The organism is Staphylococcus saccharolyticus, assembly GCF_900458815.1.
Taxonomy (GTDB): domain Bacteria; phylum Bacillota; class Bacilli; order Staphylococcales; family Staphylococcaceae; genus Staphylococcus; species Staphylococcus saccharolyticus.
This window is the reverse complement of sequence record NZ_UHDZ01000001.1, coordinates 300,529-323,648: the sequence shown is the minus strand read 5'-3', so window position 1 is coordinate 323,648 and position 23,120 is coordinate 300,529. Positions and strand designations below refer to the sequence as shown.

General features: G+C 30.8%; 21 protein-coding genes and 1 pseudogene. 1 reads left to right on the top strand and 21 read right to left on the bottom strand.

Annotated features, from left to right (window positions below; translation table 11 throughout):
- Positions 1-451: 451 nt before the first annotated feature.
- The 6 genes and pseudogenes from DYE57_RS01380 to DYE57_RS11790 form a co-directional block, all read right to left on the bottom strand.
- Positions 452-861: pseudogene (locus DYE57_RS01380) on the bottom strand (DUF4064 domain-containing protein); the annotation flags it as partial.
- A gap of 107 nt (positions 862-968) precedes the next feature.
- A complete protein-coding gene (locus DYE57_RS01375) occupies positions 969-2,981 on the bottom strand; it encodes an FtsX-like permease family protein (protein ID WP_115312595.1) in 2,013 nt (670 codons plus the stop codon).
- Between the two features lies 1 nt (position 2,982).
- Positions 2,983-3,732 carry an ABC transporter ATP-binding protein gene (locus DYE57_RS01370; RefSeq protein ID WP_115312594.1) on the bottom strand — a complete coding sequence of 250 codons (750 nt, stop codon included), beginning with the start codon at positions 3,730-3,732 and terminating at the stop codon, positions 2,983-2,985.
- Between the two features lie 110 nt (positions 3,733-3,842).
- Complete coding sequence (locus tag DYE57_RS01365; protein ID WP_115312593.1) at positions 3,843-4,736, bottom strand: sensor histidine kinase; 894 nt, start codon at positions 4,734-4,736, stop codon at positions 3,843-3,845.
- A gap of 5 nt (positions 4,737-4,741) precedes the next feature.
- Complete coding sequence (locus DYE57_RS01360) at positions 4,742-5,407, bottom strand: response regulator transcription factor (RefSeq protein ID WP_115312592.1); 666 nt, start codon at positions 5,405-5,407, stop codon at positions 4,742-4,744.
- A gap of 27 nt (positions 5,408-5,434) precedes the next feature.
- Positions 5,435-5,590, bottom strand: coding sequence for a hypothetical protein (locus DYE57_RS11790; protein WP_165417837.1), 156 nt, complete (start codon positions 5,588-5,590; stop codon positions 5,435-5,437).
- Between the two features lie 321 nt (positions 5,591-5,911).
- On the opposite strand from DYE57_RS11790, the gene DYE57_RS01355 reads away from it, so the two are divergent.
- A complete protein-coding gene (locus DYE57_RS01355) occupies positions 5,912-7,396 on the top strand; it encodes an alkaline phosphatase (RefSeq protein ID WP_115312591.1) in 1,485 nt (494 codons plus the stop codon).
- Positions 7,397-7,647: 251 nt separating this feature from the next.
- On the opposite strand, the gene DYE57_RS01350 is transcribed toward DYE57_RS01355, so the two are convergent.
- Genes DYE57_RS01350 through DYE57_RS01280 form a run of 15 tightly spaced genes read right to left on the bottom strand, consistent with a single transcriptional unit; the run spans position 7,648 to position 23,113 of the window.
- Complete coding sequence (locus tag DYE57_RS01350) at positions 7,648-8,589, bottom strand: LCP family glycopolymer transferase (RefSeq protein ID WP_115312590.1); 942 nt, start codon at positions 8,587-8,589, stop codon at positions 7,648-7,650.
- Positions 8,590-8,592: 3 nt separating this feature from the next.
- Positions 8,593-9,735: a DegT/DnrJ/EryC1/StrS family aminotransferase gene (locus DYE57_RS01345; protein WP_269780153.1), complete on the bottom strand. Its 1,143-nt coding sequence runs from the start codon at positions 9,733-9,735 to the stop codon at positions 8,593-8,595.
- 5 nt (positions 9,736-9,740) lie between these two features.
- On the bottom strand, positions 9,741-10,361 hold the full coding sequence (locus DYE57_RS01340) for an acetyltransferase (protein WP_115312589.1): 621 nt from the start codon (positions 10,359-10,361) through the stop codon (positions 9,741-9,743).
- Positions 10,358-10,954, bottom strand: coding sequence for a sugar transferase (locus DYE57_RS01335; protein WP_115312588.1), 597 nt, complete (start codon positions 10,952-10,954; stop codon positions 10,358-10,360). The genes DYE57_RS01340 and DYE57_RS01335 overlap by 4 nt, the downstream gene beginning before the upstream one ends.
- Positions 10,955-10,970: 16 nt before the next feature.
- Positions 10,971-12,107, bottom strand: coding sequence for a glycosyltransferase family 4 protein (locus tag DYE57_RS01330; protein WP_238994482.1), 1,137 nt, complete (start codon positions 12,105-12,107; stop codon positions 10,971-10,973).
- Between the two features lie 17 nt (positions 12,108-12,124).
- On the bottom strand, positions 12,125-13,399 hold the full coding sequence (locus DYE57_RS01325) for a nucleotide sugar dehydrogenase (protein WP_115312586.1): 1,275 nt from the start codon (positions 13,397-13,399) through the stop codon (positions 12,125-12,127).
- A 14-nt stretch (positions 13,400-13,413) separates the two neighbouring features.
- Complete coding sequence (locus DYE57_RS01320; RefSeq protein ID WP_115312585.1) at positions 13,414-14,415, bottom strand: NAD-dependent epimerase; 1,002 nt, start codon at positions 14,413-14,415, stop codon at positions 13,414-13,416.
- A gap of 45 nt (positions 14,416-14,460) precedes the next feature.
- Positions 14,461-14,964, bottom strand: coding sequence for an acyltransferase (locus DYE57_RS01315; protein ID WP_115312584.1), 504 nt, complete (start codon positions 14,962-14,964; stop codon positions 14,461-14,463).
- A 3-nt stretch (positions 14,965-14,967) separates the two neighbouring features.
- Positions 14,968-15,846: a glycosyltransferase family 2 protein gene (locus DYE57_RS01310; RefSeq protein ID WP_115312583.1), complete on the bottom strand. Its 879-nt coding sequence runs from the start codon at positions 15,844-15,846 to the stop codon at positions 14,968-14,970.
- A 2-nt stretch (positions 15,847-15,848) separates the two neighbouring features.
- On the bottom strand, positions 15,849-17,033 hold the full coding sequence (locus tag DYE57_RS01305) for a glycosyltransferase (protein ID WP_115312582.1): 1,185 nt from the start codon (positions 17,031-17,033) through the stop codon (positions 15,849-15,851).
- Between the two features lie 29 nt (positions 17,034-17,062).
- Positions 17,063-18,433: an O-unit flippase-like protein gene (wzx, locus tag DYE57_RS01300; RefSeq protein ID WP_115312581.1), complete on the bottom strand. Its 1,371-nt coding sequence runs from the start codon at positions 18,431-18,433 to the stop codon at positions 17,063-17,065.
- Positions 18,434-18,436: 3 nt separating this feature from the next.
- The gene (locus tag DYE57_RS01295; RefSeq protein ID WP_115312580.1) at positions 18,437-19,810 is read right to left on the bottom strand and encodes a hypothetical protein; all 1,374 of its coding nucleotides are present in this window, start codon (positions 19,808-19,810) and stop codon (positions 18,437-18,439) included.
- A gap of 1 nt (position 19,811) precedes the next feature.
- Complete coding sequence (locus tag DYE57_RS01290; RefSeq protein ID WP_115312579.1) at positions 19,812-21,623, bottom strand: polysaccharide biosynthesis protein; 1,812 nt, start codon at positions 21,621-21,623, stop codon at positions 19,812-19,814.
- A 27-nt stretch (positions 21,624-21,650) separates the two neighbouring features.
- Entirely contained in the window at positions 21,651-22,418 is a 768-nt protein-coding gene (locus DYE57_RS01285; protein ID WP_115312578.1) for a tyrosine-protein phosphatase, read from the bottom strand.
- 2 nt (positions 22,419-22,420) lie between these two features.
- Positions 22,421-23,113 carry a polysaccharide biosynthesis tyrosine autokinase gene (locus DYE57_RS01280; RefSeq protein ID WP_115312577.1) on the bottom strand — a complete coding sequence of 231 codons (693 nt, stop codon included), beginning with the start codon at positions 23,111-23,113 and terminating at the stop codon, positions 22,421-22,423.
- Positions 23,114-23,120 lie beyond the last annotated feature (7 nt).

Genomic DNA, 23,120 nt, shown 5'->3' with positions numbered 1-23,120 from the left:
ATTTGTGATTTGGATGATTGTGAAAATTAAATCTGCATTTCTAAAACAACAGTAACGAGTATGTTAATACACTTAATAAACTTTAATCTATGGAGGAAATATAAAAAAACGTATTATTTTTAAATCTCATATGATTGACCTGTCATTTTGTTTGCAACATATATATAGACTAAAATATAATTTTTAAAACTTCATTTTTAAAGAAATATTGTGTTGTGCGCATCGTAATATTTCAAATTGGCAAGATTATACTTTCAATATTTTGATGTAAATTTCGTTTTTCATAACATTCTGTTTCAAAATTCATACTACATAATTAGTAAGTAACACATTTCAAAGAAACAAAAACGACCCAACTGAGGTGTTGGATCGTTAATGATACGTAGCTGATAGTACCTTTTTGCAAATAATGACAAGACGATGATTTTTATTGCCAGTTTTCTACGTCAACGAGGTCATCATTATCATTCTGTGGTTTACGAGCTAATAGCATAATACCTGCAATAATCCATAAAATGCCTGCAATAAGACTTATAACTATGCCTATATAATACCTATGATTAATAATAAAATACCTGCAAGTTTTGGATTTTTATTTATTATAATTGTTGCCACAATCGCGATGATTAGCAATACAATTAGGAATATGATAAATCCTGTACCCATGTTCATTATGATACTATACGAGTGATAATATTGTGCTGACGCATCTGGATCTTGATTGATAGCCTCAGTTAAAATCTCCTTTTTAAAGTCTGATTGATACATCATCGTAATCATTAATCCAATAAATCCGGTATACATAAAATTTAGTACGATACCTATCCAAGATAGCACTTTCTCACCTTTACGTTGAATCATATATTAGTATCCTCCTCTATAAGTGGCTGAATTCATTTACTTACTAATTAAAAGTATATTTTATATAGACTTTTTTTTGAAGTCATTTTTGATTAATCAAAAACTAATTAGCGTCTACTATTAATCATCATATAATAAATGCGAGAAGTAACCCAATACATTAGTGAATAGATAACAATAAATGTTACAATCACACCCATATAACTTGAGACAAACAAGCCTAAATTGTATTGACCAATAATCCCTAACACTGCATAAATAATCCGAGAGGCAACTAATGTATGAATGATTGCAACTATAACAGGAATTAAAAATACCCAAACAACTTGCTTATTAATCGTTTTTTTAATTAACGCTTCGTCTAACCCAACCTTTTTCATCACTTGATATTCTTCTCTATCCTCATATCCTTCTGACACCTGTTTATAATACATCATTAAAAAGACACCAATCAGTAGCACCAAAGAAACTATACTTCCGACAAATACTAAACTGGAATTAATTTGTTTCCATATAGTTAAGTAATCTTTCTTAGCTTGTAAGCCAATGTCGTGTTGCTGACCCACCTTAGCTATATAATTATTGGATTTATCTTTTTCATTAAGTACGTTAAATTCTACAGTGGTTTTAATATTTTTTGGGGTTGAGATGACATCTTCATACTTATTATTCGCAAAATAATCAACTAATTGATTCATTTGTTGCTGATTTTTAACAATTAAATTAATGCCATCCACATACATAATATTGTCTGTAAGGCTATCATCAATATATTTCACATGATACGTTTTGCTGAATATTTTCAATGTCTCTATCTTCTTAAATAAGCTAACATGTGTACTCATCGCCACCTCATTATCCGCTAACCGTATCTTTTTATTAAATTGATTATAGTCCTCTTTATTGTATATAGAAATAAACGTATTTAGCCGTTGTCCACTACTAAAATTAAACAAGTTATTTGAAACAGTTTGCTTTTCTAATACTTTATGATAAGCACCGCCCTGTAACTCTGCATTTATAATACCTTGAGTAAATACTTTAAATTGGTCTGTTGGTACCTTTTTGTGAATGTCCCTTTTTAACTCTATTATCTTCTGTTTGAGCTTTTTATTATGATGAAAGTCACCGTTATAATATCCTGTAAAATCATTTTTAAAAGCTTGATCGAATCTTTCGTCCATATCACGATAAGTAGTTACTGTCATACTAAAAGTAACGAGCAGAAATGTACAAATCAATGAAATCGTTGCTAAACCAATGGCGCTTGATTTCACTCTAGAATTGAGCCCAGCAATAAAAAAGAAGTTATTAGGCTTATAATAGAAATGATTGATTCTTTGTAATGCCGTTAAAATCATTGTTCCTAAACTAATAAAAAGTAAATATGTGCCTATAAAAGTAGCTAGTATTGCTATAAACAAAATACCTATTGAACCAATTGCAGTATTAGGCTTTAATGCTAAATAGTAACCTAGAGCAGTAAGTAGTATGCTTACAATTAAAAGAGTACTTAAAACAATATTAGATGTATGTCGCTCTGTCTCTTTACCTCTCCGTATTAATTGTAAGGACTTTTTAAATGTAATCTTAAAATTACTAATAATGAATAATAACAACATCAAAGTAAATAACATGATTAATGTAATAGTCATTGATAATATATCAAAAGGATATGCGGACAAATGTGAATAACGCGCATTGATTAACTTATTTAATATCATGAAAAAGAGCTCACCAAATAAGTAACCTCCAACGATGCTTAGTACCGCAGATATTGAAAATTGAATTGCAAGCTCAATAAAAATAATTAATCTTATATGTTTCTTTTCCATACCTAAAATCATATTTAATGCAAATTCTTTTTTTTTATGATTAATCACAAAATTATTTGCATAAATGACAAATATAAATGTAAGTATTGTCATAAAAATGATACCAATGATTGCTGATATTTTTAATTCTGGGTTATGCTGACTTAAATAAATATTAGTCGTTAATGATAGCAATATGTATTCTTTGCCAAACATTATACTAACGGCAATAATAAAGGGGATGATTACATGACGTTGAATGACAAAATCTCGTTTAATCATGTTCCACAGTATCTTGAAGGTCATGTTATTCACCTGCTCCATTCAACATTGCTAAACTATCGGCTATACGTTTTTGATAATCTGATTGTGATTCTTCTCCACGATATAATTCATGATATAAACGACCATCTTTGATGAAAATCACACGCTCTGCATACGAAGCATCAATATTTGAATGTGTTACCATTAAAATGGTTTGATAGCCTTGATTGATTTGTCTGAATAGTTTCATAAGTTTTTTAGAAGTTTTTGAATCAAGGGCTCCTGTTGGTTCATCAGCTAGAAGTAACTTTGGCTTAACAATAAGTGCACGTGCAATAGCAACACGTTGTTTTTGTCCGCCTGAGATTTCGTAGGGATACTTTTCAAGTAAGTCTGAAATCCCCAATTGCCCACTCAATTCAGTCAAACGTTGATGCATCACTGATGAACGTTCATTGGCAAGTACAAGTGGCATTAAAATATTATCTTTATTGGACAATGTATTTAAGACGTTGAAATCTTGAAAGACAAACCCCATCGTTTCTCGTCGAAAACGTGCAATTTCCTTATTTCTTAATTGATTAAAAGATGTGTCATCAAGCGTGATAAAACCTTCAGTGAGTTGATCAAAAGTTGCTATAAGATTTAGTAATGTGGATTTACCAGAACCTGATTCACCCATGATAGCAACAAATTCACCTTTATCTATTTTAAGGTTCATATTATTTAAAGCTGTCGTTGTATTGAGTCCTCTGCCATAAACTTTTTTAACATTTTTAACCTCTAATAACATCACGAAAGCCCCCTTCTCGTCTTACCTACTATCATAAAATAAAAAATTGCCAATCACATTTATAATTTCTTACAAATATCATTGGCAACCTTACAATTTTGAAAGTTAACTTAATCCTCTTGAGGAAAATGTATTGTAAATGTTGTCTCCACACCAAGTTCTGAGTCCACTGATACATCCAAATTCAAATGATTTGCAATATGTTTAACAATAAATAAGCCGATACCACTAGATTCTTGATTGAGTCTACCATTATACCCTGAGTAACCTTTATCGAATATTTTAGGCACATCTGCTTTACTAATACCTACACCATTATCTTTAATTTTTAAAATCCGATGTGTGGCATCAAAGTCTATCCAAATGTCTTTACCTCTAGCATATTTTAAAGCGTTATTTAAAATTTGCTCAATCATTATTGACGTCCACTGTGCATCAGTTAAAATATCTTCTTCAACTTTTTTATAATGAATGTTTGTGCGTTGTTCAATAAATTGAATTCTGTACTTTAAAATTAATGGTCGAATAAGGTTATCTACTTTAACTTTTGAAATTGTCATATCTGACTCTTCATTCAACAATTTTAAATAACTTAGTGCTAAGCTCGTATAATTATCAATTTGAACAACTTCCTGTCTTACACGATTGACGACATTTTCTTCATTTCTTTCTAATAAAAGTTGTGTAGCAGTGATTGGTGTTTTGATTTGATGTATCCACGTGAGAAAGTAGCTTTCAACATCATTCCGATATTCAATTTGTTGATTTTTGACATGTGTTAATTCATTTTCCAAATGTTGAACTGTAACTCTTAAATCTTCTTCCTTGAACCCTAAATATTTTATCCACCAACGAATGGTGATAATCAGTAATATAATTCCTAAAGTTAATCCATATGCTTCAAATGGTAGGGAAAATAAATAAAAGATCAATGCAAACAATAAAAAGGTCATTAAAATGATTATAATTTCACTACGAATTGATTTAATAAATGCTAATTTCATATCACTTAAACCCTGTATCCAACATTTTTCTTAGTTTCAATAAAGTCAGTTAATCCTATGGAAAGCAGTTTTTTACGCAATCGAGTCATATTTACAGCAAGTGTATTATCGTCAATGAAATTTTCAGATTCCCAACATTTTTCAATTAACGCTGTACGATTCACATATTTATCCTCATTTTGAAACAATAGCTTTAAAATCTGCAGCTCTGTCAGAGATAGCTGCACAGTGTCATCACCATTTATAATTTTTGCTTCATCTAAGATTAGCTTGCACCCTTTTACTTCAAGTTCGTTTCTAGATAGAGATAAATCATAAGTACGACGTAAAAGTGCTTGAATTTTAGCAACAGTTAAAGATAAATTGAAAGGTTTCTCAATAAAACCATCGCCACCCATTTGAATAGCCATAATTTGATCCATATTGTCTATACGAGAACTAATAAACATAATTGGAACATTAGATTCTTTACGCATTTCCTGACACCAATGAAAACCATTGAGTGTCGGCAAATTAATGTCCAACAAAACAAGTTGAGGTGCAACTTCATGAAAATCTTCCATAATTTGCTCGAAATTGTCTACAACAACTACCTCATAATTCCATTTAGAAAGCTCATTCTCTAAGCTTTCTGCAATCACTAGGTCATCTTCTACTATGAGAATCTTCATATACTTTCACCTTTCACACTATTATCTTTATGATTTGTCTTCTTTTGAATCATAAACTTTATTTTTATCTTTATCAATTTGGTCTTGTTCATTTTGTTTCTTTTTACTTCTACGTTTCTCCTCTAAAATACTTAATACAATAAACAAAACAATTAAAAGCGGAGATAACATTATAATAATCATTTTGCTCACCCTCTTTTAGAAATATTAACTACTAATAATAGTAAAAACTGTTTACCTTTATTTTACATGTTTAACTCAGGAAAATATATTTTTTGACTACACACTATTTAACAATATTTTAAACTTCTGTCGAGTTCAATTTTTATAAATTGTGCCTAAATTCAAAACTAAGTTCTAACCAATTTTATGCAATATGTTTTTAAATTATTTTTCGAATAATATATATTTACATTTAATTTACTTAAACGTTACTTTTAGTCAAAACTCGTATTCTATACTGACATTGTAATACATATTTAAATATCAGGGGGCAATTTAATTATGCGTTTGATAAACAAATTTGGTAAAACTACGATAGCTACTTCAATGGTAGCAGCGACAATATTAGGTGTAGCGAATGTATCATTTGCATCAGATAGCAGTGCAAGTCTAGATGAAAATGCCCAAGGCCAACAAGGACAAGACAGAGCGATTGCCTTCGGTAACACAAAAAATCCTAAAAATGTTATTTTCATGGTTAGCGATGGCATGGGACCATCATTTAATACAGCCTATCGCTATTACAAAAACAAATCAGGTGCTAAAACACTAAAACCTACTGCTTTTGATAAATACTTAAAAGGAACAAACCGCACTTATCCAAATGATCCTAAAGAAAATGTAACAGACTCAGCTGCTGGTGGTACAGCCTTTGCAACTGGTCACAAAACATACAATGGTGCAATTAGTGTTGACACAAATAAAAAACCTGTAAAATCTGTACTTGAACAAGCAAAAGAACAAGGTAAATCTACTGGATTAGTTATAACAACTGAATTAACTGACGCAACACCTTCAGTGTATGCAGCTCATATTGATTCTCGAGATAAAAAAGATGATATCGCACAACAATTTTATAAAGATAGAATTAATGGCCAACACAAAGTTGATGTTATGTTAGGTGGCGGTTCTAAATACTTTGGTAAAAACAATGGTAACCTTGATAAAAAATTTAAAAGAGATGGCTATGATTTAGTTTCTAATAAGAGTGAATTAAATAACTCGCAAAGTAACAAAGTGCTAGGTACGTTCTCAGAAAAAGATATGCCATTACAAATTGATGCACCAAAATCAAATCCATTACTAGTAGATATGGAAAATAGTGCTTTAAACAAATTAAGCAAAAACAATAAAGGATTCTTCTTAATGGTTGAAGGTGCATCTATTGATAAAGCTGCACACCCTAACGATATCACTGGAGTTATGTCAGAAATGTCAGGTTTCGAAACCGCTTTCGATAATGCCATTAATTATGCTGAAACACACAAAGATACGCTGGTTGTAGCAACAGCTGACCATTCAACTGGTGGCTTATCTATTGCGAAAGGCAAAGATTATAAATGGAATCCAGAAGCTATTCATAAAATGAAGCATTCTGGTATGTATATGACTAAACAAATTGTTGCTGGAAAAGACCCTGAAAAGGTAATTAACGAAGGGTACGGCATTAATTTTCCTAGCCAACAATTGGATAAAGTGAAAGAAGCTGCTAAAGAATTACACAAACTTCCAAAAGAAGGTAAAGGCGAAAAAGATGAAAAAGTAGTAGCACAAACTACAAAATTACAAAATGCCATCCAAAAACCAATTAACGATGAATCACACACTGGATGGACGACAAATGGACATACAGGAGTAGACGTGAATACTTACGCTTACGGGCCAGGTTCAAGCAAATTTAAAGGTAACATGGAAAATACACAAAGTGCTAAAAACATCTTTGATTTCTTTAAAAAAGATATTACATCAAATCAAAATCAACAATAATTAGGTGTTTAAAGCTAAGAGATTGGGAAATCATATTGAATTCGCTGGTCCAACTTGCATTGTATGTGGGATATCCGGCTGAAATTCTCTTTATTGGGGTATCGGACTATTGTTGAAGAAGTCTGATATAAGCGCATTTTCAATTCAGTCATCGACTTCCAATAAACAACCTGAGGCAATGATGTCCCAGGCTGTTTTTAAAATTAAAATAGCCCGTTAGAATGCTTCTAACGTTCTAACGGGTTGCTTTTTTATAAATCTAAATTATCTCTATATTTTTTCATTACATCATTTAGGCTATTATCATCAGGATAGAAGTACCAAAGGTTATCATTACCTACTTTATTCTCACCTTGAATTGTATAGAGTTTAACATTATCTTGAGTATCATTATAATTTTCACGCATTTTATTTAACTGTGTTAAACTTAAATCCGTTTTCACATTATCTTCAGCTGCTTTAAAGATCCCATCAATTTTAGTTAGTGAACCTAATTGTAATCCATCTTTAGCAACCACTTCAATCACTTGTTGTTGGCGCAATTGACGACCGCTGTCACCACCAGCACCTTCTTGTTCACGACTTCTCATGTAAGTAAGCGCCTTATCTCCATTCATATGGTATTTTTGACCTTTATTAAACTGATAACCGTGGAAATTAAAGGTTGCATTACTTGTAATATCGACTCCACCTAAATCATCAACAACACTTTTAACGCCATCCATATTAATAGCTGCATAATGATCGACTGGTACATTTGTCAATTCTTCTAAGGATTTTACTGCCATATCAGGGCCACCATATGCATAAGCATGATTGATTTTTTCAGTTGTACCTCGACCAACGATTTTTGCTCTAGTATCACGTGGTACACTTACCATCACTGTTTTATGATCTTTAGGATTAATAGACATCATGACAATCGAATCAGTTCGTTGCCCAAGATTTTGTTGCTTACGTTTAGCATCTTCATCGATACCATAAATAACGATTGATACCGGATCCCCATCACCAACAGGTTTTTTTCTTAATTCAGATTTATCTCTATCTAACGGATTGTGTATAGCATTGCTCAATGAATTAACTTTAGAAAAAACATAAATCCCAATGGCAATCGCTAAAACAATTAAAATGATTAATATAGTTACAATAACTTTTAAGACTAAAGATTTCTTTTTCTTCTCTTTGGCCATAAGCTACCCCCTCTTATGTGCTTTTTTAATAATATTAATCACACGCATTTGTTGTTTGTCAGACATATCTGATCCTGAAGGTAAGCATACACCATTTTCAAATAAAAATGCACCATTATCTTCACCTTCGTAGATACAATCGTACCCTTTATACAATGGTTGTAAATGCATTGGTTTCCAAACAGGTCTAGCTTCAATATTATTTTCTTGTAAATTTTCGATTAAATCTGTAGCAGTAAAACCAGTTTTGTTAGGATCAATTGTTAATGCAGTTAACCATCGATTTGAGTGTGAGTCTGGTAATTCAGGTTGAAAATTAACCCCCCCTAATGGGGATAGTTCTTTTTCATAAGTTTTAAAAATTTCACGTCGTCGTTGAATACGTTCATCAAGTACTTCCATTTGACCTCTACCTATACCAGCAGAAATATTGCTTAGTCTATAATTAAAACCTAACTGGCTATGTTGATAATGTAGTGTTCTATCCCTTGCTTGAGTCGATAAAAACAATGCATGGTTAATAGCTTCTTGATTATTAGAGATTAACATGCCTCCTCCACTTGTAGTAATAATTTTATTACCATTAAAAGAAAACGTTCCAAAATGCCCAAATGTTCCACTCATTTGACCTTTATAGTCAGCACCTAGTGATTCTGCTGCATCCTCAACGAGCAATACATTATTTTCATCACAAATTTCTTTAATTTCATCTATTCTAGCGGATTGCCCATAAAGATTGACTGCTATAACTGCTTTAGGCTTAATTCCTTGAGATTTATATTTATCGAATGCTTTTCTTAAAGCTGAAGGAGACATATTCCAAGAGGCTGTTTCTGAATCAATAAATACAGGCTTGGCTCCTTGATAAATAATAGGATTTGCTGAAGCACAAAATGTTAATGAACTACAGAAAACAATATCGTCTTTTTGAACGCCAGCTTCAATCAAAGCTAAGTGAATCGCAAAAGTACCACTGCCAACAGCTAATGCCGAAGTTGCACCCACATAATCTTTTACGCTATTTTCAAATTCTGTAACATTTTCTCCTAATGGTGCAATCCAGTTTTTATCAAATGCATCTCGTATATACTTTTGTTCACTTCCACCCATATGTGGTCTAGATAAGAAAATTCTCTCTTCTTCCAATTTTTTCACTCCTTAATTTTTGCTGGCGTTCCTATAACTGTTGATTCTGATTTTACATCTTTAATTACTGTCGAACCTGCTCCTACAACACATTTTTTTCCAATATTTACTTGGGGTAACACTGTAGTATTTAAAGCGATGTGAGTAAATGCACCTACTTCAACACCACCTGCTAAAACAGCATTAGGCGAAATATGAACATAATCTCCAATCACATTATCATGTTCGATAACAGAACTAGTATTAACTATAGAATGAACTCCAATTGTGGTATCAGCATTGACAACCGCTAAAGGCATTACAACTGTTCCATAACCAATTGAAGCGCTAGGGCTTACACAAGCAGTCGAATGTATTAATACTGGAAATTGTTCAATTGAAATATGAGATTTAATAAAAATCTTTTCTCTAACAAAGTTGTCACCAATGGCTATAACAAAATAATAATCATTTTTATAATTATCAATGCGTTTTAAATTATCATAAATTAATTGGTGTTCTTTGTGATAATTGTTAATTGCATCATCCAGGTAACCAGCTACATAAAATTTTGCATCATTCTCTATAATATCTTTAATTACTTTAGAATGTCCGCCCATACCAATTAATAGAACTGGTTTACTCATATTAAATTCCCCTTAAATTTTTCTGTAGTAACATGATTAGGTGCAGTAATATCTTTCTTTTTTATTGTATTAACAATAGTTTTATAGATGATGTACAGGTCGAGTTTAAATGATTGGTTCTCTACGTACCATACGTCAAGCTTAAATTTTGCATCCCACGAAATAGCATTCCTACCATTAATTTGAGCCCATCCAGTTATACCCGGTTTAACATCATGACGTTTTTTTTGTTCATCGTTATATAATGGTAAGTATTCCATTAACAAAGGCCTAGGTCCTACTAAACTAATATCTCCTTTTAAAACGTTAATCAGCTGAGGTAATTCATCAATACTTGATTTTCTAATAAAAGATCCCAATGGAGTCATTCTTTGAGCATCTGGTAGTAATTCTCCATTATCATCTCTGTCATCAGTCATCGTTCTAAACTTATATATTTGGAATGGCTTTCCACCTTCACCTGGTCTTGTTTGTCTAAATAGTATTGGTTTGCCTAGCTTCTTAGCAATAAGAACTGATGCTCCTAAAGTGATAGGTGAAGATAAAATTAATCCGGTAGCACTAACCATAATATCAAATGCACGTTTAAGCATAGTCTAACACTCTTTTCTAAAAGTTTTTATTTCTATAAATTGTTTCTAAATGCTTCCATACTATTTCACTTTTGAATCGCTTAGCCACCCTTACTCTTGCATTTGTACCGAGTCGTTGTCTTAAAATTTCATTGTTCATTAGTGTTTCTGTTTTGTTAGCCATAGCTTTGTAATCTCCAATGTCAACAATAAACCCTGTTTGCTCATCATCGACAGTATCTTGAGCCCCAGTTGCATTTGAAGTTATTACTGGCACTTCTACAGCTTGCGCTTCAATACTAACGTTACCAAACCCCTCTCTATAAGTTGGGAAAAGTAAAACATCCATATGGTTATAGTAACAGACAGGTTTATTTACTTGCCCTGTAAGAATAACATCGTCATTACTTTCCAAAAAATTAAAGTATTTCTTATCTATAGAATCGTCTTCTTCAATTTCGCCTACTACCAAAAGTTTTACTAGATAACCTTTTAGCTTAAGAATTTTAAATACTTCCACTACTTCTCTGATTCCTTTATCTTTAACTATTCTTCCAACATACCCTATAACAAAGTGATTCTCTAATTGATTAGCAATAGTAACAGGAATATAATCATCGTTTTTGTTATAATCGTCTAGATTAATACCATTACTACTACCATATCCTAAAACTGAAATATTTTCTTTTTTTTCTAACCCTAAAGAAACGATTCTTTTTTTCAAACTTTCGGAGATTGCTATAACATCAGTAGCACAAAACATAGCTAACTTTTCCATAGCATAGAGAATTTTATATTTTAAACCTGTGACAGTTTCAAGACGTAAGCCTCTGACTGTGTACATTCTAACAGGTCTTCTAGTAATAAAAGCAGCTAATGTTCCAATTAGCCCGGCTTTAGGTGTTCCTGAGTTAACAATTTGAGGTTTCTCTTTAATAAATAACTTAATCATATTATATAACGATTTTATATCATTTTTTATAGAAATCTCTCTCTCCATGTTAATTACATGTACAATGTTAGAGGGATAAATCTTTTGTTCTTCCCCTTCTGATGAAACGATATGAACATCTAAACCTTTGTCTCTTAAATATTCTATTTGACCTTTCATTAGAGGAATACTTTTTGATACTGTCACTAAATGGAAGATTTTTTTATTATTCAATTTCTTCACCTACATAAATACTCTTTTTATAAGCGCCATAGTCCTTGATTTGCTTTGATTTCATCATCTTGAATAACACCTTTTATATCAAAAACAACTCCATTATCTTTAACTAAGTTTAAATACTCTTGCATATTCTTAAGATATTCTTTATGGGCTACTGCAAAAACTATCGCATCTGCTTTAGACAAATGAGATTTGTTTTCTAAACTAATGTTATAAAATTTTTCTGCTTCATTACTATCTGCTTCGACATCGTTTACATGTACGTTTAAACCATAGTCTTTTAATTCTTCAATAATATGAATAACTTTAGTATTTCTTAAATCAGGACAATTTTCTTTGAAAGTTAAACCTAAAACATTTACTATTGCACCTTGAACTTCTAATCCTTGTTTTAATAACCCTTTCACTACGTTTGAAGCAATAAATTTCGACATATCGTCATTAATTCGACGACCAGCTAGAATGACTTCTGGATGATGACCTACTTCTTGAGCTTTATGCGTTAAATAGTAAGGATCGACACCAATACAATGACCACCTACTAAACCAGGTTTAAAATTGAGGAAGTTCCATTTAGTCCCTGAAGCTCTTAACACTTCATTTGTATCAATATTCAATTTATCAAAAATAAGTGCTAATTCATTCATTAATGCTATATTGACATCACGTTGTGTATTTTCAATAACTTTAGCCGCTTCAGCTACTTTGATAGATGATGCTTTATGCACACCAGCAGTTACCACAGAGCCGTATACGTCAGCTACAATATCTAACACTTTAGGTGTCTGTCCAGAAACGACTTTTGTAATTGTTTCAAAGGTATGCACTTTATCACCTGGATTAATTCTTTCTGGAGAATAACCAACAAAGAAATCTTTTCCACAAGTTAAGCCTGATTCTCTTTCTAATACAGGTACACAGTCTTCTTCAGTAGCACCTGGATAAACAGTTGATTCATAAACAACAATCGTATCTTTAGTCAAAACTTTACCTACTGTTTCACTTGCCTTAAGAAGTGGTGTCAAATCTGGTTTGTTATTTTTATCAATCGGTGTAGGTACTGCTACAATAATAAAATCCGCTTGTTTTAAATCTTCTGCATTAGAAATGAAATTAATATTTGTTTCTTTTAAGTCTTGTGTAGTAACTTCATTTGTTCTATCATAATCTTCTTTTAATTCTTTAATCCGATTATCATTAATGTCAAAGCCTATAACCGGATATTTTTTTCCAAAAGTTACTGCTACTGGTAAACCTACATAACCTAATCCTACAACTGCTATATTTCTATTCATATTTAGCATCTCCTTTATTTATAATACTCTACATACCAATCAATAAATTTATTCACGCCATCTTGTATGGATGTTTGAGGTTTAAAATCGATGTCTCTATATAAATCATCAACATTTGCATATGTTTCTGGAACGTCTCCTGGCTGTAAATCCATATAGTTTTTCTTCGCAGGTTTTCCTAATTTATTTTCAATTGCTTCTACAAACTCCATTAAACGCACAGGACTGTTGTTTCCGATATTGTAGATTTTATACGGTGCATATGATGAACTTGGATCTGGATTGTCTCCAGACCAATCTGGATTCGGTCTAGCTGGCTTTTTAATTAAACGGCTTATAGCCTCTACAATATCATCCACATAAGTAAAATCGCGCATCATTTTGCCATGATTATACACATCAATAGTTTCATCATTAACTACAGCTTTAGTAAATTTGAATAATGCCATATCAGGTCTACCCCATGGTCCATATACTGTAAAAAATCTAAGTCCCGTAGTCGGTAGGTTATACAAATCACTGTATGTATGCGCCATCAATTCATTTGATTTTTTTGTTGCTGCATATAAACTTAACGGATGGTCGATATTATCAACTGTTTTAAACGGCTTATTTGTATTCGCACCGTAAACTGAACTTGATGAAGCATATATTAAATTATGTACTTTATGATGCCTACAGCCTTCTAGAACATTGAGAAAACCTACAATATTTGAATAGATATATGCTCTAGGATTATCAATGCTATATCTTACTCCAGCCTGTGCTGCTAAGTTAACAACTACTTCTGGTTTTTCATTACTAAAAATCTCATTAACCTTATTAGTATTTTCTAAATCAGTTTTATAAAAAGTAAAATTATCTTTACCAATTGACTTTAATCTATCTTCTTTGAGTTGAATTGAATAATAATCATTAATATTATCAATACCTACAACTTCATATCCTTGACTGATTAATTTTTTGGCTAAGTGCGAGCCAATAAAACCAGCTACTCCAGTAATCAAAACCTTCATAGTTAAACCTCCTTAATTTTTTTAGCAGGAACACCCACGTATAATTTATTTGGTTGTGTATTTTTTTAATACGGCCCCAGCACCAATAACATTGCGCCTACTTATCGTTGTGCCTCCAAGTACTCTTACTCCAGCAACAATCCATACATCATCTTCTATCACTATTTGTTTAGGAGCCACTTTGTTGCATTTTATAGATTTTAAACTATCTTCCCATGTATGATCTGATGATATAAGTGTGCAATGATTAGCAATTGATACGTTATTCCCTATGTCTATATCCCCAAATGCATCGATATATGAAAAAGAATGAATACTAACATTTTCTCCAATAGATAATCTATTAATATTTTTAATGCAAACATATTTACCTATATAAATATTATTGCCTAAAAATCTTGCGTATTTATTTAAATACATATACCTAGTCGTTAGGGCTATCTTAGAGTCACTTATTGAAAAGATAGTCCATAATAAGTCGTTCATTTTTTTGGATAACTTATTGTATGGTATTTGCATTAAATTAATTAATCTATGAGTAAGCTTCATATATTATATCCATCCTTTCCTTTTAAAGGATAATTTATAAAACATGTAAAGAATCAAAGATGGAGGCAAAAAGATTAATGAATTTAAAAATAATTCAGAATCCTTAAACCTATATTTAGGATTTAGCTTAGTGTGAATCCATGATATATCATACAGCATAAAATTAATTACTTTATCTTTTAATGTAGGTAATTGTTTATGAGCAATTTTACGATATTCACAATAATTCTCTGCTGATTTAAAATAATTAGATTTAACTTTACTACTAATACCGTCAGATTGATATTCCACGTATTTAGTACTTTTATTAGCTAAGTGACAATCATATAATTGACTAAATTCAAACCATTGATATGATGGTGGCATATGTCTTGATTTCCCATGTTGTGGAAAAGTCATATGACTTATCTCATGTGAACTAAATACATAACATTTATCATGTCTTACCTTATATTTATATCTTAGATCTACCCAATTAACTTTAGTTAATGTCGGCAATGTTTCTCCTATCACTGTTCCATCTTCATATGTATCTAATGTGATGAGTGCCTTCATATCTTTATTCTTTCTAAATTGAGTATTAAAAAACTCTACTGCATCTGAATAAAACCAATCATCACTATCTAAAACAGTAAATAATTCACCATTAGCAGCCTTTAAACCTACATTTGTAGCAATATGTTTACCACTGTTTTGTTGTTTTATATAACGAATATTAAAATGTTTTTGATTAAAACTTTTTACTACTGATTCGGTTTCATCTTGAGAGCCATCATCTACAATTAACCATTCAAAATTAAAATCTGTCTGTGCTACCAAAGATTGATATAATCTTGGTAAAGTATGCGCGCGGTTATATGTAGGTGTAAAAATTGTTAACATTATTAATTCCCCACCTTATTAATCGTACTTATAAATTCTTGTCCTTTACTAACCTGATCTTTACTTTGACCACTTAAATTATTTTTAATCTCTATTAATTTAGCACGATGTTGGCTAAGCATTTCAATTTTTGACGCAATAAACTCTGGTTTCATTTCTACAATAAATCCAGTCTGACCATCAGTGATTTGCTCATAAACCGTTTCAAAATTCGTGGCCACTACAGGTATGTTGTAATACAATGCTTCATCAATGGTATTAGATTTCCCTTCAAATCTTGAAGGATGAACTAATATATCCATTTTTTGTACAATACTTCCAGTGTTAAATCGAAAACCTAGTGGAATGACATTGTTTTCAAGTTCTTTATCCTTGATAGCATTGTCTAACCAATCTTTTAACTTTCCATCTCCAACTACATACCAGTTAAATTGGAGACCTCTTTTTTTCAATATAGTTGCCGTTTCGATAAGTAAATCTAAACCTTTGCCATTATCAAGTCTACATATCGTAGCTATGTTTAACGTTTTTGAATTAATAATAAAATTCTCATCAGGTAAGTTGGCATACAATTTAATCGGCAAACTGTTATAAAATACAAGGGGTTCTATATTAAATATATCTTTAAATATATTTGCACACATAGATGATACAGCTAACATTCCGGTCATTTTATTAAAATATTTTTGATCGATTTTATGATTTCGTTTTAAAACTCTATAATCTGTTCGTATCCAGCCTATTTTATAATCTGCATTAATATAGTCTTCTATAAAATAAACTGAATGCCCTCCTGAAACACCGATTGCATAATCATAATGTTTCTTTATTTTATTGTTTTTCCACTTGTTCTTTACCCAGAATTGCTGTTTTGCTTTAGTATTATCATGAAGATTTAATTTACTTTTCAAAACAAAAGTTAACGCTTTCCATACAAGAATTGGATGATTCAAATTTTTAAAAATAGAACGAATTAAATTGCTTTTATTTAACATTAGTACTGAAAACTTACTATCAACCGGTTTAACGTTCACATAAGAAGGTAGATACTTAGTCAATTCATCTTGTTGATTCAAAATCATTAAATCTATTTCAATGTCTGTTTCCTCTAATTCATATAATAAATTTAGCAAACTCTTTTGAGGTCCACCAAAATTAAAATTGTTAACTACAAATAAAATTTTCATATCTTACCCCTTACTCAAACAATTTGATTTTATTGATTTGCTTGAAAAGCAATTTTATCTTTTTTAATATCTTTAATTACATATGCAACCCAATACCAATTATTATGAGCTAATTGAACAAATAGTAATGGTAATATAAGCCACATTAGTTTTGGGCTATAAAATTTTAAAATCACTATTTGTACAAGTACAGTAGTAATTGCTGAAATTAAAAAAGATTTATGATGAGGTATGAGATTCTTTGTTGATAAAAAGTTGGTGAATAAAATTTGATTATTATATAAAAATCTATATAACAAAATAATTATCATAGTTATTAGACTAAATAATCTATAGTTTGCCCCTATAATTTCTAAAATATAATTACCTAACAGTAAAAATAAAATAAAGGAGACTATATTAAACACATAACTTGTAATAATAGCTTTTCTAAATAATTTGATTAGCTCATTATATTTATTTTTAACTCTAAAATAGTTAAATTTTGAAAGATAGGTATTATAATATGAGTTAGAAAGCATTAATATTAAAGTTACTATCTGATTAATAAAACCAAATCTCCCTGAAACTTCTAAAGATAAGAAATAAGAGCTTAAAATAATAGGGAAATTAATAATTAAATAGTTTGATAAAGATATAGAGCCCGTTCGTAATGTATTAGGAATAATTGCTCCAAATATTTCTTTGTCATATTTAACTTTAAGTTGATGTTTTGTCTTTTTAGTTTCATTTGAGTAATTATAATAACTAATGGATTGCATTAATCTATTAACAATAACAGAAATAAAATATGCTACAGAAACCCCAATCAGTCCAAAACCAAGTATGAGTAAAATAATAGATAAGATGAGTTGAGTTAATTTAGTTACAACTAAGATTTGATTGTATGTTTTGATTGCTCCAATGCCTTTTAGGATCGAGTTCCAATATGAGTAACTAATGTTTAAAACAATTGAAAGCATGTAAAAAACCCATGCAATCAACATAATTTTAATATCAATTTGATTATCATTGATACTAAACATATACCACGTGCCAAATGTACTAAATAATAAAAATATGATTGTTCCCATTGAAGTGTATATAAACCTAACTGTTGATAAGACTCTAGCAAAGTAAGGAATATTCATTTGTGAATCTTTACTTGTCGCTAGTTCATATCCTTTGCTTTTAATACTTTGCGCACCAGACCATAAGTAACTCACATTTCGAGAAATAATCGTTTGAAAACCGAAGTCTATTAACATTGCTAATCCATAAAGCGATGTAAACGTATACCATAAACCTAGTTCTATAGTATTTAAATATCTGACGATTACTGGGAGTAATATGATATTAATACCTTGAACCATTAATAAACTTAAATAACTCCAAGCAACATCTTTTCTACCTATATTCATAATTTACTCCTTTTTATAACTTACTTTATTATTTAAATAAGCAATAAGTAATAGAATTAATATAAAGTTAGTAAAGAAAGAAATAAGTATCGTCGCGTTTGACATAAAGAATAGTGAAAATTTTAGACAAAAATAAGATAAAATATATAAACTAAACACCGATTTTGTGTTAAATATCATTCTGTCTAAGTACATGATAATTAAAATTCCTATTACAGATAGGATAGGAGCTAATATTGGACCAAAGTATAAATATCCTTGACCTATCATTGGTATAATTTGGTCATTCAATCCTGTTGATTTATAAAACATATTATTAAATAAAGTTAAAGCACTGTGACGGTCTTGAAAAAAACCGTTAATAAATACGACCGAATGTGTTAAATCGCTCATAATCGAACTCAAATCAAACGATTTAAATACGAACGCTTCTTCTAATGCATGTCCAACATTTGTTAAACCAGAAAAGTAAATCTGAATGTCAGTATTAAAGTTTTCTAACGGTCCTGCTGAATGGTAAAGTGAATGTGTTGAAACTGACATATTAGTTTGTTGTTTTAATACAGTAGAAATAATTATTACTAGTACACTCAAAATAGCCGATGCACCTAATATCAATTTTCTATAGTTTTTATACAATACTAGAATTGTAAACAAACCAGTAACTAATGGAATAATTATACTTGATCGACTTGTACCGGTTATAAATGATGCTGAAACAATAATGACAGCTATAGATAAAAAAAGATAAATAATATTCGGTCTTTTTTCGTAAAATCTATAAATAATATTTAGAATCCCTACAGTAAAAACAATTTGGGCTAATTGTATAAACAATGCAAATAACGTCACATCTTCATTTACAGAATCAGATTTAAGTTGACTAGCAGACCAAATAAATGAATATCTTTCTAAAACTGACGGCTGCGTTAGAATAATTAATATAGCAAATCCAACGAACAACCAACCAAATATATTTGATTTAGCTTTAATGCTTTGAATTTTAAATTTATCTGAGTAAAAATATTTATGAAAAACTCCAAAAGTAACAAAAACTGCAACCATCTCATAAACCATGAGATTTACAGAATTTTTTTCAATTTCTAATGGCACATTTGAACCAATTTGAAGGTTAGTGCCATACAGTGCCATTAGTAGAGGTGAGATTATATATCTCAGTAACGTTGTAAAATTAAATATTGTTATCCCTAAATTACTAAACATGTATTTACTAAATGAAGGGATGAATATAAATAAAATTAAATATACAAATGGAACTAAAACTAAGTTTCCTGGCACATTTTTGACGCTGATCATATCTAATATGATTGCAACAATAGATAAAGATACCACAACAATTCTATAAAATAGTGTCATTTTAAAACTTCCTGTTAGCTAAATTTAATAAAGCATCTCTTATTTTTTCCGTATTGATAAGTAAATCTTTAATTGTAGAGTCTAGCTCTTCTTGAGAAATAAATGAAGTTTTTCCTATATATATTTTTTGATAAACCTGTTCAGGATGTACTTCATTTTCATTGAGTAACTCTTCATAGAGCTTTTCACCAGGTCTTATTCCCGAGAATTTAATACCTATTTCTTCTTCACTCTTACCACTTAACCGTATTAGGTTTCGTGCTAAGTCGACTATTTTTACAGGTTCACCCATATCTAAAACAAAAACCTCTCCTCCATGTGCTAATGCACCAGCTTGTAGTACTAATCTTGAAGCTTCAGGTATAGTCATAAAGTATCTTGTCATATCAGGATGTGTAACAGTAACTGGCCCCCCTGCTTCAATTTGCTTCTTAAATAATGGGATAACAGAACCACGCGACCCAAGTACATTTCCAAATCTTACTGCAACGAAATCAGTTTTACCATCTTCATCATTTAGACTTTGGATAATCATTTCAGCAACACGTTTAGAGGCTCCCATCACATTTGGTGGGTTCACAGCTTTATCAGTAGAAATCATTACAAACTTTTGAACTTCTGCACTTTTAGCTGCTCTAGCTACATTTTGTGTCCCTATAACATTGTTATTAAAAGCTTCTTCAGGATTATATTCCATTAACGGAACATGTTTGTGAGCAGCTGCATGATAAACCGCATACGGTTTATACTGTTTCATTATCTTCTCAATACGGTCTTTATTCTGCACATCGGCGATAACTGGTATAATATCTATTTTATCTTTATAAATATTAGATAATTCCTGGTTAATTAAATAGATACTATTTTCTCCATGCCCTAGTAAGACAATTCTATCAGGTTCAAATTTGCATACTTGTCTACAAATTTCAGAACCGATTGAACCACCCGCACCGGTAACTAAAATGGTTTTATGAGTTAATTCTTTAGAAATCATCGCCATATCTAATTCAACTGGTTCTCGTCCAAGTAAATCTTCTACTTCAACTCTTTTGAGTTGATTTACTTCCAACTCTCCTGATAACACATCTTCTATGCTCGGCATCTTAAATAATTCAATCCCTATACTATTACAGATATCATTAATTTCTTTATATCTTGAGGGGTTCAATGTTGGAATAGCAATTATAATTCGTTTGATTTTATACTTATTTGCAAGGTTAGGAATATCTTCAATTGTCCCTTGAACTTTGACGCCCTCAGCAATAACTAATTTTCTTTTATCTGGATCATCATCAACTGCTAAAACAGGCTCAAGCCCCATGTCACTTCGTAGCATTTGTCTTATTAATAGAGAGCCACCTCTACCGGCGCCAACAATTAACGTCGGTCTTTTCTTAGGTTTATTGCCATTTGTTAAGAATCTTCTACTTACTCTCCAAAAAATTCTAGAACCACCTATTAATATTAAATGCATCATCCATGTGATTAAATACAATCTTAAAAATGATGGGCGTCCTGTAAAAATAGGAACAATTAGAACTGTAGCTAATATAGAACATGTTACAGATTCTACAATAAGGAAAAGCTCGTCCACACTAGCATATTCCCAGGCACGGTGATAAAGATTAAACAGATATGCAAAAACATGATGTGACACGAGCAACACGATAGCAGAAACAATCAAAATATCTATTGAATAGCCTTTAAAATAAGGTTCCAAGATTTCATAACACATAAACACTGAAAAGAAGACAATTAAAGAATCTATAATCAATAAAATAATCAGACGTTTTCTTGCATTTAGTTTGTCCACGTCTTAATCCCTCACATTCTCAAAATACTAAAATAGTCCAAAAAACTTCTTATTTTTGTAATTCTGAGTTGGTTGTTTTTTAGCTATATCTGTATTGTTAACTACAGATTCGGCATTCTTCAAAAAGCTTTCTAAATCTTTTTCAAATTTATTTAATTTTTTATCCTTAAATAAACTATTCATCTTAAACGGCCTAATTTCACTATGATGTGCATCTGAAGCTATAAAATGTGTTAAATTATTCTCAAGCATCTGAATTGATAACTTCTGAATTTTTTTACCATTTTCACCTAAAAGTGATGATGTCGTTAATTGACTTAAAGCACCTGCTTTAACCAATTGATATAACTTATCCAAATCTTGAGAAATGCCCTTATTTCTTTCTGGATGCGCAATAATTGGTACATACCCTTTTGATAATAATTCGTAAAACAATCTTTCAGTATAATGTGGAACACCACCTGAAGGAAGCTCTATTAATAAATATTTTGAGTTGTTTAAGCTTAATATACTGCCATCTTCCAAGCCTGGAAGAATTTGATCAGTGATTCTAATTTCTTGTCCAGGATACATTTTGATGCCTATTTCCTGAACTTCATTCATAGACAGTAACTCTTCAACTTTCGAAAGCACTTGTTGTTTGTCATTATCATAAGCAGAACTTAAGTGGTGAGGTGTCGCGATAATTTCGGTTACACCCTCAGATTTAGCTTGTTTTAATAAATTAAGCATCTCTTCCCTACTCTTCGGGCCATCATCGACATTAATAAGTATGTGATTGTGGATATCTATCATAACTATTCATCTTCTCCATAATAAGAATAATAACTTGAAGATTTATCTTTAGGTGTTTTATTTAAAACTGCTCCAATTACTTTACCACCAGCTTTATCAATTAAAGATTTTGCTCTTTTCACTTCATTTTTATTATTATCCTCAGAATCAATAACTATGATTGTATCTCCCACGTATTGAATAAACACTTGTGCATCAGTTACGGTATTAACCGGTGGTGTATCAATTAAAACAAAGTCATATCTTTGAACTAACTCATTATAAATTTCATAAAATCTTTCAGAATCGATTAATTCAGACGGATTAGGTGGAATGGGACCAGAGGTTAACAAGTCTAAATTATTCACTCTTGTAGTTCTAATTGCCTTATCATAATCAGACTTACCTATAATTAAATTTGATAATCCATCATAATTTGCTTCTTCAAATAAATAATTTTGAGTCGGTTTTCTCATATCTCCATCAATAATTAATGTTTTATATCCTGCTTGTGCATATGTTGTAGCTATATTTGCCGAAACGACACTTTTACCTGCAGCGGACTTTTCTGAAGTAACTATAATACTAGTAATTTCATCATTAGCTCTTGAAAACATTATGTTGGACCTTATACCTCTAAATTTCTCACTAATAATTGACTTCGGTTTATCATTAACAAAAAGTGGATTTTCAAGTTTTTTTCTTTTCTTAGCCATCGTCGTT

Bases quoted from the DNA above. Each gene is read 5' to 3' on its own strand.
- DYE57_RS01370 (WP_115312594.1), bottom strand. From the start codon at position 3,732: ATGTTATTAGAGGTTAAAAATGTTAAAAAAGTTTATGGCAGAGGACTC.
- wzx (WP_115312581.1), bottom strand. From the start codon at position 18,433: ATGAATATAGGTAGAAAAGATGTTGCTTGGAGTTATTTAAGTTTATTA.
- DYE57_RS01375 (WP_115312595.1), bottom strand. From the start codon at position 2,981: ATGACCTTCAAGATACTGTGGAACATGATTAAACGAGATTTTGTCATT.
- DYE57_RS01295 (WP_115312580.1), bottom strand. From the start codon at position 19,810: ATGACACTATTTTATAGAATTGTTGTGGTATCTTTATCTATTGTTGCA.
- DYE57_RS01320 (WP_115312585.1), bottom strand. From the start codon at position 14,415: ATGAAGGTTTTGATTACTGGAGTAGCTGGTTTTATTGGCTCGCACTTA.
- DYE57_RS11790 (WP_165417837.1), bottom strand. From the start codon at position 5,590: ATGATTATTATAATGTTATCTCCGCTTTTAATTGTTTTGTTTATTGTA.
- DYE57_RS01350 (WP_115312590.1), bottom strand. From the start codon at position 8,589: ATGGCCAAAGAGAAGAAAAAGAAATCTTTAGTCTTAAAAGTTATTGTA.
- DYE57_RS01310 (WP_115312583.1), bottom strand. From the start codon at position 15,846: ATGTTAACAATTTTTACACCTACATATAACCGCGCGCATACTTTACCA.
- DYE57_RS01355 (WP_115312591.1), top strand. From the start codon at position 5,912: ATGCGTTTGATAAACAAATTTGGTAAAACTACGATAGCTACTTCAATG.
- DYE57_RS01280 (WP_115312577.1), bottom strand. From the start codon at position 23,113: ATGGCTAAGAAAAGAAAAAAACTTGAAAATCCACTTTTTGTTAATGAT.
- DYE57_RS01285 (WP_115312578.1), bottom strand. From the start codon at position 22,418: ATGATAGATATCCACAATCACATACTTATTAATGTCGATGATGGCCCG.
- DYE57_RS01305 (WP_115312582.1), bottom strand. From the start codon at position 17,033: ATGAAAATTTTATTTGTAGTTAACAATTTTAATTTTGGTGGACCTCAA.
- DYE57_RS01315 (WP_115312584.1), bottom strand. From the start codon at position 14,964: ATGAAGCTTACTCATAGATTAATTAATTTAATGCAAATACCATACAAT.
- DYE57_RS01340 (WP_115312589.1), bottom strand. From the start codon at position 10,361: ATGAGTAAACCAGTTCTATTAATTGGTATGGGCGGACATTCTAAAGTA.
- DYE57_RS01325 (WP_115312586.1), bottom strand. From the start codon at position 13,399: ATGAATAGAAATATAGCAGTTGTAGGATTAGGTTATGTAGGTTTACCA.
- DYE57_RS01360 (WP_115312592.1), bottom strand. From the start codon at position 5,407: ATGAAGATTCTCATAGTAGAAGATGACCTAGTGATTGCAGAAAGCTTA.
- DYE57_RS01365 (WP_115312593.1), bottom strand. From the start codon at position 4,736: ATGAAATTAGCATTTATTAAATCAATTCGTAGTGAAATTATAATCATT.
- DYE57_RS01335 (WP_115312588.1), bottom strand. From the start codon at position 10,954: ATGCTTAAACGTGCATTTGATATTATGGTTAGTGCTACCGGATTAATT.